Below are 12,458 nucleotides of genomic sequence, written 5' to 3'. Positions count from 1 at the left end.
CTCCCCCACGCGCGGTCGAGCAGCGAGATCCGTCCACAGTGGACGCTCAGGCAACCCGGGCCGCTCAGTCGCCGCCGCGGCGCAGGCGCATCAGCTCGAAGACGAGGATCCAGGTCAGCAGCCCCACCAGCAGGCTGCCGGCCAGCCAGGTCCACCACACCGCCGCCGCCCACCACAGGCTCGAAACCAGGAAACCCAGCCCGGCCACCAGACCGAGGCTCGCCATCTGGACCGTCCGGCGAGCGGTCCTACGGTCGTCCATGGCGCGAAGGCTACTGCCACCCGGAGTAGAGCGACGCCGCCGAACGAAGGACAACCGGAGCCGCCCGTAACCCGTTCGAGTGTCACCCTTCGTGATCTCTCCCGCGTACCGGCACTCACGGTGTCCAATAGAGACGAGCGGGAGGACCGGCCTCCGGAAGGGGGAGGCCGGCCCTCCCGCTCGTATCGCCCACGGGGCTTACTTGGTGAAGTACCACTCCTCCGGGCTGCGGGCCGTCTGCACGGCGGGGAACGCCACGCCGCCGAGCTTCTTGTCCACCACCTCGATGTACGTGCGCAGCGGCATGTTGATCTGCCCCGGCAAGGTCTTCACCGCGTAGTCCTCGTACGCGGCGAAGGCGTTCTTGTCGTCGCTGTGCAGGGTGGCCTGGATCAGCTTGTCGAGCTGCGGGTCGTCGTAGTTGCCGATGTTGCCGGTCGAGCCGGGCAGCAGCAGCTGGTCGCCCGTCGGCACCGCGTTGTACTGCTGGTAGCCGAAGAAGCCCATCTGCCACTCACAGGTCGGGCCCGAGCCGTGGCAGCTGCTGATGTCGTTGATCAGGGCATTGAACTCCTGGCCCTTGAGGTCGAACACGATGCCCGCCTCGGCGGCGTCCGACTTCCACTGCTGCATGATCCGGCCGTACGCCGGGTTGCCGGTGGAGTACTGCAGCGAGAACTCCAGCCGCGTGCCGGCCGTGACGCCCGCACCGCACTGGTTCGGCGCGGTGCCGGCGCTGGTGCAGGTCATCGCGCCGTTCTGCAGGGTCCAGCCGTGGCTGGTGAGCAGGCCCTTGGCCTTCGTCTTGTCGAACGGGTACGGGCCGGCGCCGCGCTCGGCCGCGGTCACGTACTCGTTGTCCGGGTTGACCGGCACCGGCCCCGTGGTCGGCGCGCCGTAACCGCGGAACGCGACGTTCACGTCGGTCTCCTGGTCCAGCGTCTGCTGCATGGCCTGCCGGACGTACAGCTGCTTGAACGCCGCGCCGAACGTCGGGTTGTCCATGTTCAGCAGCGTCGTGCTCCAGCCCCAGCCGTACGCGGGCACCAGATTGTAGTTGGCCTGCAACGGATTCGTGGCCGGCAGCTTCTCCGACGCCTTCTTCTGTGGCAGGTCCGCGCCCTGCACCCCGCCGACGTTCACGGTCTTGCCGCTGCGCAGCGCGTTGAACTCCGCGCTGGTGCTGGTGAACGGCTGCATCTTGTAGTGCGCCAGGTGCGGCTTGTCCGGGCCGCTGTACTTCGGGTTCGGGTCGTAGCTGATGTTGCCCTCGGCGTCGAACGCGGTGAGGTGCCACGGCCCGTCCACGACCTGCCACAGCGGGTCGGTGGCGTAGGTGGAGAGGTCCTTGCTCTTGTTGTACAGGTACTTGTAGACGGCGTCGCACTTCGCGCGGTCGTCCGCGCAGCCGCCGCTGCCCGCCGCCGCGGCGTCCGAGGTCTTGTCCCACGCCATCGGCAGCGGCGCGACCTGCGCCAGCTCCTGGCCGGTGAACCAGGTCGGCGAGTACGAGTCGGTGAGCTGCAGCGTCACCTGCTGCGGCCCGGTGGCGGTGGCGGACTTGACGTTGTCCGGGAACTGGCCGGGCACGTAGCCGTACCAGTTCGACTTCTCCGCGAACATCATGTTCATCCAGAACACGACGTCCTTGGCGTTCACCGTCTCGCCGTTGGACCACTTGTACGGCTTGACGTTGATGACGACCTTCGAGTTGTTGTCGCTGAACACCGGCGGGTCGGCGAGGCTCTTGGTGGTGTTCACGCCGGTGCTGCCGCTCGCGTCGCCGAACCAGTACAGCTCGCGGTACATCAGCTGCTCGAGGTCGCCGGTGGCGTAGCCGCTGTTGTGCGCCGAGTCGACGAACGGGAAGATCCAGTTCGGCTGGGTGCCGGGCGCCTCGGCGAACACCGCGGTGCCGCCCTCGGTCGGGGTGCCGCCGCCGGAGCCGCCACTGCTGCCGCTGCACGCCGTCGCCAAGCCGGCCAACAGCACCAAGGGAAGCACGAGTGCCTTGGTGATTCTCATCCGTTCTCTCCTTGGTAGACGGTCGTTTCCGCGTGTTCCAGCGGGTCGTCTTCTAGGGGGCTGTGTTCAAGAGGACTGTGCTCGAGTGGACTGTTCCCGAGAGGGAAGTGACAAGCGGCCTGGTGCCCGTCGCCGAAGGTCCGCAGCACGGGCTCCTCGGCGGCGCAGACGTCCTGCGCGAACGGGCAGCGGGTGCGGAACCGGCAGCCCGAAGGCGGGTCGAGCGCCGAGGGCAGTTCACCGGTGACCCCGCCTTCGCGCCCTTCGGCCCACGGGTCGGCCACCGGCACGGTGTCGATCAGGCCGCGGGTGTACGGGTGCCGTGGCCGCCCGTGCACCTCGGCGGCCGGGCCCACTTCGACCAGCTTGCCGAGGTACATCACGCCGATCCGCTGTGCGAGGTAGCGCACCACGGACAGGTCGTGCGAGATGAACACGTACGTCAGGCCGTGCCGTGAGCGCAGGTCGTTCATCAGGTTCAGGATCTGCGCCTGGATGGACACGTCGAGCGCCGACACCGGCTCGTCGGCCACGATCAGCTTCGGCTCCAGCGCCAGCGCTCGGGCCAGGCCGATGCGCTGGCGCTGGCCGCCGGAGAACTCGTGCGGGTAGCGGTCGGCCGCGCCGGCGGGCAGGCCGACCTCGGCGAGCAGCTCGCGGGCCTGCCGGGCCCGCGTTGCGCGGGTGCCGACGCCGTGGATCTCCAGCGGCTCGGCCAGCACGGCGCCGACGCGCATCCGCGGGTCGAGTGAGGCGTACGGGTCCTGGAAGACCAGGTGCGTCTCCCGCCGTCGCCGCTGGAGTTCCTTGCCCCGCAACGAGGTCAGCTCGGTCCCGGCGATCCGGATCCGCCCGGACGTCGGCTCCTCCAGCCCGACGACCGACCGTCCGACGGTGGTCTTCCCGCAGCCGGACTCGCCGACCAGCCCGAAGGTCTCCCCCGCCGCCACCGTGAAGCTCACGTCCGCGACCGCGGACACCGTGCCGGCCTTCCGCCGCAGCACCGCGCCGCGTGTCACGGCGAAGTCCTTGACCAGGTGCTCGACTTCCAGCAGCGGCGCGGACTCGACCCCGCTGCCGTCGTCCGCCGGAGCCCCGCCGCGCTCGTGCACCCGGACCACCCGCGACGGCTCGGTCAAGCCGGGTTCGCCAACCGGGTGGAAACACGCGTATTCGTGGCCTTTGACTTCGCCGTCCAGCGGCGGTTCGGTCGCGACGCACTCTGCGGTGGCGTACCGGCAGCGCGGTGCGAAACGGCAGCCGGCCGGCGGGTCGCTCAGGTCCGGCGGCAGCCCCGGGATGCTGTACAGCTTCTCCCCCGACTCAGCCGCGTTCTCCGGCAGCGCCTCGAAAAGCGCCTCGGTGTACGGGTGGCGAGGGTTGCCGAACAGCGAGCGCGTGCCGGTCAGCTCCGCGATGCGGCCCGCGTACATCACGGCGACCCGGTCGGCGCGGCCCGCGACCACGCCGAGGTCGTGCGTCACCAGGATCACGGCCATGCCCAGGCGCCGCCGCAGGTCGTCGATCAGCTCCAGGATCTGGTGCTGCACGGTGACGTCCAACGCCGTGGTCGGCTCGTCGGCGATCAGCAGCTCCGGCTCGCAGACCAGGGCGCGGGCGATCATCACGCGCTGGCGCATGCCGCCCGAGAGCTGGTGCGGGTAGTCGTCGACGCGGCGCCGCGCGTCCGGCAGCCCGACCAGCTCGAGCATCTCGACGGCCCGCTCCCGCAGCCTCGCCCGCGACACCCGCTCGTGCAGCTCCAGCGGCTCGGTGACCTGCTTGCCGATCGGGATAGTCGGGTTGAGCGAGGTCATCGGGTCCTGGAACACCATGCCGATCCGCTTGCCGCGCACCGCGCGCAGCTCCGGCCCGGTCATCGCCGCCAGGTCGTCGTCGCCGAGCAGGATCCGGCCCGACTCCACCCGCCCGCCCGGGGGCAGCAGGCGCATGATCGACAGCGCGGTCATCGTCTTGCCGCAGCCGGACTCGCCGACCAGGCCGAGCAGCTCGCCGCGTCCGACCTCGAGCGTGACGCCGTCGACCGGGCGCACCACGCCGTCCCGCACGTCGATGGTGGTGCGCAGGTCTTCCAGCCTGAGTACCGGGCTCACAGTCACCGCCTCCGCAGCCGCACTTCGAGCGCGTCGCGCAGGGCGTCGCCGAGCAGGTTGAACGCGACCACCACGAGCATGATCGCGATGCCCGGCGGCAGGATCATCCACCAGTAGCCGTTCTGCACGAACTCCGTGCCGTTGGAGAGCATGTTGCCCCAGTCCGCGTGCGGCGGGGCGATGCCCAGGCCGAGGTAGCTCAGCGACGCGACGAGCAGGATCGCGTCGGCCACCTGGAAGGTCGCGTTGACCACGATGGTGCCGATGGCGTTGGGCATGATGTGCCGCAGCACCACCCGGCGCCGGCCGCCGCCCATCATCCGCACCGCCTGCACGTACTCGCGGGTGCGCAGGGAAAGCGTCTCGCCGCGCACGAGCCGCGCCGGGCTGAGCCACGCGCCGAACGACACCACCAGGATCAGCAGGCTGACCGTCGGGGTGAAGATGGCCGCCAGGATCAGCAGCAGGAACAGGGTCGGGATGGCCAGGAAGGTGTCGACCACCCGCATCATCACCGCGTCCACGAACCCGCCGACGTAACCGGCGATCGCGCCCCACAGCGTGCCGAACACCGTCGCGATCACGGCCGCGGCCACGCCGATCTCCAGCGAGGACCGGCCGCCCTCCATCAGCCGGCCGAGCTCGTCGTAACCGACGTCGTCGGTGCCCAGCGGGTGGCCCGCGCCCGGCGGCTGGTTGGCGCCGGACAGGTTCGTGGCCACCTGCTCGGTGTGGTAGATCAGCGGGCCGACGAAGCAGAAGAGCAGGAACAGGACGATCAGCACCAGCCCGGCCACCGCGAGCCGGTTCTCGCGGAACGCCCGGAGCGTCATCCGGGCCGCGGAGCGCGGCGGGTCCTTCAGGTCGGGCACCTCGGTTGTCATCAGTACTTCACCCTCGGGTCGAGCACGGCGTAGCCGATGTCCGCCAGCAGTGAGCCCGCCACGGTCGCGAGCGCGACCACGAGCCCGATGCCCAGCAGCAGCGGGTAGTCGTGCACCTGCGCGCCCTGGATGAACGTGAAGCCCATGCCCGGGTAGTTGAACACCTGCTCGGTGATCAGCGCGCCGGCGAACAGCTGCGGCAGCGACAGCCCGAGCAGCGTGACGATCGGGATCAGCGAGTTGCGCAGCACGTGGCGGGTCAGCACCTTGCCGTCGCTCGCGCCGCCGGCCAGCGCCGTGCGGACGTAGTCCTGGCTCAGGTTCTCCATCACCGACGAGCGCGCGTACCGGCTGAACGAGGCGACCGTGATCAGCGCCAGCGTGAGCACCGGCAGCACCAGCGCGGGCGCCTGCGTGAGGATCTCGCCGATCGAGTCCCCGCTCGGCCCCAGCGGCGAGAACCACTGCAGCTGCACGGCGAACAGCAGCACCAGGATCTCGCCGAGGAAGAAGCTCGGCATCGAGTAGAACGCGAACGACAGGCCCGTCACCACGTAGTCACCCGGGGTGTTGCGCTTGCGCGCCTGGTACACCCCGAGCGGCACCGCGACCACCAAAGCGACCAAAGTGGACAGCGTCATGAGCAGGATCGTCTTGGGCAGGTGATCGGCGATCACGGCGGTGACCGGCTGGTTGAGCTTGTAGGAGTAGCCGAGGTCGCCGGTCAGCACGTGGCCGGCCCAGGTCAGGAACTGCGCGGGCAGCGGCCGGTCGTAGCCGTTGTCGTGCAGGAAGGTGCTGATCTGCAGCGGCGTCGCCTTCGGCCCCAGGATCGCGCGCGCCGGCCCGCCGGGCAGGAGCTGCAACAGGACGAACGTGACGACTGCGACGAGCACGACCACCACGATCGACTGCAGGATGCGGCGCACCAGGTACCCCGCCATCACCAGCCCCCAGTTTTCTTTCCGAACCCGACGTGCCCACAACTACACCGGCGACGGCTCACCTGTCCATGAGGTCCACGGAAACTGGCCCTCCGCTGTCCCGGTTCGTGATCTTCGGCCCGGCCAGGTCCCTACCTTCGGCGCTACCGGCTTCCGGACCGTCCGATGTATACGGGGACAAGCCGCTGCTTTACGGGCAAATCGTGTTTTCTTGATTCTATCGGACATTGCCGTACATGGTCCCGGGACGACGTTGTACGGATCGTGTACGGCTGCCGCAGAGGCTTCACCACATTCGCGTCGAACGAGTGAATGGAGAACGGTCGTGGTCGGGAATGTGATGGTCCGCCGCGCGGTCGCGGCACTGCTGGCCGCCGGGGCGGTCACGGCCGGGAGCACGGCGTTCGCGGTGCCCGCCGGCGCCACCGGAGGCGCCCCCGCCTGGCGCGCCGACCTGTCCAAGGTGGACAGTGACGACGTCAACGTGCAGGATTCGGGCGGGGCACTCACGCTGAGTGATTCCGCTTGGCACAGAACGGACCTGATGACGGCGGGCAGCGAGGGGTTTCTGATCTCGGCCGAGCAGCCGCTGGCCTCCGCGGTCAACCGCGTCACCGCGAAGGTGACCGCGGACCTGCCCAAGGGCACGGAGGTCGAGGTCGATGTCCGTGGCCGCTCTGGTTCGGACTCCGACGCCTGGACTGAGTGGATCCCCGCCGCTGCCCAACCCGCCACGTTCAGCCACGCGGTGACCGTGGTCCAGACGCGAATCTCGTTGTCCAGCAAGACCGACGGCGTCCGTCCGACCGTGCGCGAGGTCGACCTGAGCGGCAGCCTGGTCCCGCAGGCGGACGCGCTGGCCGCGACCACGCCGCTGACCTACACGATCTACGCCACCCGCGAAGGCCTCGTCGGCCACACCACCGCGAACGGGCACGTGATCACCAGCAACGACCACTTCGTCGCCCTGCCCTCGGGCAAGGCGACCTCGGCCAAGGGCACCGGCACCTACAGCGTGAAGGTGTGCCGGACCGACGGCAGCCGCTGCGAGTACGCGCCGGTGTGGGACGTCGGCCCGTGGAACACCAAGGACGACTACTGGAACCCGGCCTCGGTGCGCTCGGAGTACAAGGACCTGCCGCAGGGCCAGCCTGAGGCGTACGCCGCGTACCACAACGGCTACAACAACAAGAAGGACGACCTCGGCTACACCGTCGGCAACCCCGCAGGCATCGACCTGGCCGACGGCACCTTCGGCACCGGCCTGGGACTGGGCGACAACGGGAACGTGAAGGTCACCTACCTCTGGACGGGCACCTCGGCCGCCTCCGGCACCGTCAGTACCGCCGGCGACCCGGTGAACGTCCGGGCCAGCGCCACCACCTCCGGCGCGATCAAGGGCCTCGCCGCGAACTACGCCAAGGTCCCCATCGAGTGCTACGTCAACGGCGACTCGGTCACCGGCAAACTCGGCACCAGCACGATCTGGGACCGCATCGGCACCGGGGAGTACATCTCGGACACGTACGTGCAGACCGGATCTGACAACCCGGTTGCGCCGCTCTGCTCCTAGGTTCTCTTGGCTGGCGTTTGTTCGCTGAGGCTTGTTCGGTGGTTGTGTGCTCCGGTTGCGGTGGTCTGGTCTGACCGCTGCAACCGGAGTGCCGCGTTTCGGGGGTTGTCCCGTGCGTGGCGGGCAGCGGGTCTGCGGCCGGTCAGGCGGCGACGGTGGCGACGGTGGCGATGGGCGGTCGGAGCGATGGCTCGTTCGAAAGTCCGGCGTCGTTTGAGGATTTCGGGGTGGATTTGGTTCTTTGCAAGCGTTGCGGATCCTGAGGTCGCGGGTGTGAGTGCATCGGGAACGGTGGCATCGCCGGTCCGGCGGCAGCACGCAGCGCTTCCGGCCATCGGCCATAGCGCGTCGAGCGCGTGGGCACCGGGTTCCGGGTTCCGGGGCAACGGAATCGGAGCCGTCCACGCCGAGACATGGCTGAGCGCTGTCGGTCGCGCGGTCCACATGGGACAGATACTGGGCTGGGATCGCTCGGTGCGTCATCAGGCGGCTTGGGCGTGGGGTGGGTGGTGGGTGGTGTTGTGGAGGGGTCTTCGTTGGGGGTCGAGCCAGGCTGGTGGGAGCCATTCGACGGTGCCGTTGCGGAGTCGGATGGTCCAGCCTTCGTGGTGGGCGATGCGGTGGTCGGCTTCGCAGATCGAGGCCAGGTTGGTGATGTCGGTTCGTCCGCCGGGGCCACCCTGGAGATTGGCCCAGAACTCGATGTGGTGCGGGGTGGTCCATTTGGGGCCTTTGGTGCACCAGGGGGCGGTGCAGCCTTTGTCGCGCACGGCTAGGGCTCGTCGTTGGGCGGGGGTGGCGGTGCGGACGGCACGACCCAGGTCCAGGACTTCGCCGGCGCCGTTGAGGACGGCGGGCAGGACCTTCGCGTCACAGCACAAGCGGCGTAGCTGGGAGACGGTCATGGGGGTGTGGCCGTCGGGGGTGACGGTGCCGGCGCGGCGTTGCAGGTCAGCCAGGGGGATGGTGACGGTGGCGACGACGCGTTCACCGGCCTTGACCGGCACCTCGGGGGCGCGGGCGGCGAGGTCCAGGATGGCGGCGATCGCGTCGCCCTGGCGCTGGGAGCGGGTGCGGGGGTCGGGGTTGCCGAACGGGTCAACGGGAGCGGGTTTGGCCAGGACGGTGAAGAGTTGTTCGGTCAGGTCCGCCATTTCGGCGTCGAGTTCACCGGAGTACCGCATACGGCCATCCCGGGTGCGGGTAAAGCGGAACTCGCGACGGGGCCGGGCCAAGTCCTGCTCGCGTTTGCCGGGATCGACACCGTCGAAGTCCCAGTAGGTACGGATGCGCTGGGCCGTTTTCCGCACAGTGAAGGGCGGGGCTTGACGGGCCAGGGTAACCAGGGTGGATTCGGTGTCAGCCAAGTCGTCGAAGGTGACCGTGTCGGGGGCGTGAGTCAGCACGGAAGCGATCTCGGCGGCGTGCTCGCGGTTGAGGTCACCAGCAGCCAGGGCGGCCCGCATCACCGGCAGCGCAGTGGTTGCTTGGGTGACGCGAGCGCGAGCTTCCTTCTGCGACACCCGTAGCGCACGCACGAGCATGACCGCGGTGCTGCGGAAACCCTTGCCCACAGCCACACCACGCCGGTCTACCTCACCGACCACCTCCAGCATCCGCGCGTAGCCGCGGCACAACATCCGTTCCACAGCCAAGAGTTCCGTGGTCAGCTCCTCCTCGGAAAGCTGCCACACCGGCACCTGCTCCGTTCTTTCCATACCACCACAGTATCTCGAACGCCTGTTCGAGTCATCACTCGAACAGGTACACCAGAAACCAGCCACCCTAAGCAGAAACCCTTTAACAGCAACAGAAACACCTGGTCAGAGCGAGCCTGGATGAGACTGCGGCTGTCGTTCGGCGGCACGGGTTCCGGAGCGTCGGTTCGTCGAGCGGGTCGATGCCGGGCGGCGACAGCTGCGTCGCGCGCTGGGCCCGACTTCCACCCGTTCCAGGGACATCGCGAGGATCGTTTGTCGACTAAGGTGTTGTCATCCTTTTCGTTCTATTGAGGAGTTTCGCCTGATGTCCAAGAAGTCGGCCAGAGTGCTCACCGGCACGGTGCTCGCCGCGGCGACAGCGGTGGTCGGGCCGGTCGCACCAGCCGGCGCGGTCGTCGGCGGGGAGAAGGCTTCGCTGGCCGAATACCCGTACGCCGTGTACCTCGAGGACGATCACGGCACTCAGTACTGCGGTGGCACGATCATCAGCAGGTCGGCGATCGTGACCGCCGCGCACTGTGCCACGGCGGTGGACGCGGCGAAGGTGCGCGTGGTCGCCGGGCGGGAGGACCGACGGGACGACACCGGGATTTCCCTTGCGGTATCAAGGGTTTGGCAGCATCCCCGGTTCACCGCGGTGGGGAAGGGCGACGACGTCGCGGTGATGACCGTGCGCGGGCGTCTGCCGGGGAGTGCGGCGGACCTCGGCCGCGACGAGGGGCTGTACGCCGCCGGAACCAAGGCCACGGTGCTGGGCTGGGGCCGGGTCGCCGACGGCGGCGAGCGTTCGGATTACCTGCGCCGCGCCGTGGTTCCGGTGATGGGTGACGCTGGCTGCCGCACCGGTTACCCGGAACACAGCCCGTCGAGCATGCTGTGCGCCGGGTACCCCGAGGGCGGCATCGACGCGTGCAAGGGTGACTCCGGCGGGCCGCTGGTCGTTGACGGCAGGCTGATCGGCATCGTCTCCTACGGCGATGGATGCGCGAAACCCGGGAAGCCCGGGGTGTACACGCGGGTCTCGGCCTACGCCGACGACATCGCGGCACAGGCCGGACTTCGCTGACGGCGCAACACGAACAGCTCAGGCAGCGGCGGGAGATGGCACGGCAGCGGGACGGCTGCGACCGGGTTGAACGCCTGGGGGGGTGGGCGCCGGTGACAGGCAACTCGGTGCGGGTCGGAATCCCCGGTCGACGTCGCGGATCGACGTCGCGGGGCGGCGCCGCGGGGCGGCGCCGCGGGTCGCTATCGCCGGACGCCGGCGTGAGGCGGCGGTGCGGTTCGCTGTCGAGAGTCGTCATCGCGGATCCCTATCGCCGGACGCTGCCGCGAATCGCTGTCGCGGGTCGGCATCGAGAGTCGCCGTCGCGGATCGGCGTCGCAGGGCGGCAGCGCGGCGCGAATCGACAGCGCGGGGCAAGCAGTGTCGTGGGTCTGCACCGCGGGTCACGCCGGCATCGGTCGGCGTCGCGGATTGGCATCGTGATCCCCGGCCAAGTCCCGGCGACACCGACGTCATCCACCGGTCACCCCAGCAAGCAGTCCAAGCAAGATTCCCGGCAAAACAAAGAGAAAACGCCGGCGAGGTCCAAGACCCCGCCGGCGCCATCACCAACCAGACTCAGCGCTGCCCGCGAATAGTCGACCGAGCAGCGTAACGCGCCTCGGTCCCCAGCTCCTCCTCAATACGGATCAGCTGGTTGTACTTGGCCGTGCGGTCCGAACGCGACAGCGAGCCGGTCTTGATCTGGCCGCAGTTGGTGGCCACGGCGAGGTCGGCGATGGTCGTGTCCTCGGTTTCGCCGGAGCGGTGGGAGAGGACCGCCGAGTAGCCCGCCTTGTGCGCGGTCTCGACCGCGTCGAGGGTCTCGGTCAGGGTGCCGATCTGGTTGACCTTGATCAGGATCGAGTTGGCGATGCCGCGTTCGATGCCGTCCTTCAGGATGTCCACGTTGGTGCAGAACAGGTCGTCGCCGACGAGCTGGACTCGGTCGCCGATGCCGTCGGTGAGCTGCTTCCAGCCGGTGAAGTCGTCCTGGGCCAGGCCGTCCTCGATGGAGATGATCGGGAAGCGGGTGGTCAGCTCGGTGAGGTAGGCGACGTGCTCCTCGATGCTGCGCTTGCGGCCCTCGCCGGTGTAGTCGTAGACCTCGCCGGTGTAGAACTCCGACGCCGCCGGGTCCAGCAGCAGCGCGATGTCCTCGCCCGGGGTGTAGCCGGTCTGCTCGATGGCGCGCACGACGAACTCGAGCGCCTCGTCGGCCGAGCCCAGCTGGGGCGCGAAACCGCCCTCGTCGCCGACGTTGGTGTTGTGGCCCGCCTCGTGCAGCGACTTGCGCAGGGTGTGGAAGACCTCGGAGCCCATGCGCACGGCGTCGGCGAACGTCTCGGCGCCGACCGGGCCGATCATGAACTCCTGGAAGTCGATCGGGTTGTCGGCGTGCGCGCCGCCGTTGATGATGTTCATCATCGGCATCGGCAGCAGGTGCGCGAAAACGCCGCCGACGTAGCGGTACAGCGGCAGGGTGTTGGCGGCCGCGGCGGCCTTCACCACGGCGAGCGAGACGCCGAGCGTCGCGTTCGCGCCGAGGCGGGCCTTGTTGGCGGTGCCGTCGAGCGCGATCAGGGCGCGGTCGACGTCGGCCTGCGCCTCGGCGTCCATGCCCACGACGGCTTCGGCGATCTCGGTGTTCACGGCGTCGACGGCCTTGCGCACGCCCTTGCCGTGGAACCGCTTCTTGTCGCCGTCACGCAGTTCGACGGCCTCTCGGGTACCGGTGGAGGCGCCCGAAGGCACCGCCGCCCGGCCGACGGACCCGTCGGCCAGCACCACGTCCACCTCGACGGTCGGGTTCCCGCGGCTGTCCAGCACCTCACGGCCCTTGACCCGGACGATGGCAGTCATTTCGCTCCTCGGAAAGTCGGCGCCGGA

Annotated in this window: 9 protein-coding genes; 2 read left to right on the top strand and 7 right to left on the bottom strand. The window is 69.2% G+C overall.

Annotation, left to right across the window (positions count from 1 at the left end; all coding sequences use genetic code 11):
• Positions 1-64: 64 nt before the first annotated feature.
• The 5 genes from OG371_RS33230 to OG371_RS33210 form a co-directional block, all read right to left on the bottom strand.
• Positions 65-262: a hypothetical protein gene (locus tag OG371_RS33230; protein WP_329059574.1), complete on the bottom strand. Its 198-nt coding sequence runs from the start codon at positions 260-262 to the stop codon at positions 65-67.
• Positions 263-460: 198 nt separating this feature from the next.
• On the bottom strand, positions 461-2,287 hold the full coding sequence (locus tag OG371_RS33225; protein WP_329059573.1) for an ABC transporter substrate-binding protein: 1,827 nt from the start codon (positions 2,285-2,287) through the stop codon (positions 461-463).
• Positions 2,284-4,401, bottom strand: a complete 2,118-nt coding sequence (locus OG371_RS33220) for an ABC transporter ATP-binding protein (protein ID WP_329059571.1) — start codon at positions 4,399-4,401, stop codon at positions 2,284-2,286. Before OG371_RS33220 ends, OG371_RS33225 begins: the two co-directional genes overlap by 4 nt.
• 2 nt (positions 4,402-4,403) lie before the next feature.
• Positions 4,404-5,285, bottom strand: a complete 882-nt coding sequence (locus OG371_RS33215) for an ABC transporter permease (RefSeq protein WP_329059570.1) — start codon at positions 5,283-5,285, stop codon at positions 4,404-4,406.
• Positions 5,285-6,229: an ABC transporter permease gene (locus OG371_RS33210; protein WP_329073344.1), complete on the bottom strand. Its 945-nt coding sequence runs from the start codon at positions 6,227-6,229 to the stop codon at positions 5,285-5,287. Before OG371_RS33210 ends, OG371_RS33215 begins: the two co-directional genes overlap by 1 nt.
• Before the next feature lie 325 nt (positions 6,230-6,554).
• On the opposite strand from OG371_RS33210, the gene OG371_RS33205 reads away from it, so the two are divergent.
• Positions 6,555-7,802: a hypothetical protein gene (locus OG371_RS33205; RefSeq protein ID WP_442876014.1), complete on the top strand. Its 1,248-nt coding sequence runs from the start codon at positions 6,555-6,557 to the stop codon at positions 7,800-7,802.
• Between the two features lie 482 nt (positions 7,803-8,284).
• Here OG371_RS33205 and OG371_RS33200 read toward each other — a convergent pair whose 3' ends face one another.
• Positions 8,285-9,520: an HNH endonuclease signature motif containing protein gene (locus OG371_RS33200; protein WP_329059568.1), complete on the bottom strand. Its 1,236-nt coding sequence runs from the start codon at positions 9,518-9,520 to the stop codon at positions 8,285-8,287.
• Positions 9,521-9,827: 307 nt separating this feature from the next.
• Between OG371_RS33200 and OG371_RS33195 the strand changes: the two genes are divergently transcribed.
• The gene (locus OG371_RS33195; RefSeq protein ID WP_329059566.1) at positions 9,828-10,589 is read left to right on the top strand and encodes a S1 family peptidase; all 762 of its coding nucleotides are present in this window, start codon (positions 9,828-9,830) and stop codon (positions 10,587-10,589) included.
• 558 nt (positions 10,590-11,147) lie between these two features.
• Here OG371_RS33195 and eno read toward each other — a convergent pair.
• On the bottom strand, positions 11,148-12,431 hold the full coding sequence (gene eno / locus OG371_RS33190) for a phosphopyruvate hydratase (RefSeq protein ID WP_329059564.1): 1,284 nt from the start codon (positions 12,429-12,431) through the stop codon (positions 11,148-11,150).
• Positions 12,432-12,458 lie beyond the last annotated feature (27 nt).

This window comes from Amycolatopsis sp. NBC_01480, from assembly GCF_036227205.1.
Classification (GTDB): domain Bacteria; phylum Actinomycetota; class Actinomycetes; order Mycobacteriales; family Pseudonocardiaceae; genus Amycolatopsis.
The sequence above is the reverse complement of the archived record's forward strand: the minus strand, read 5'-3'. Positions and strand labels throughout refer to the sequence as shown.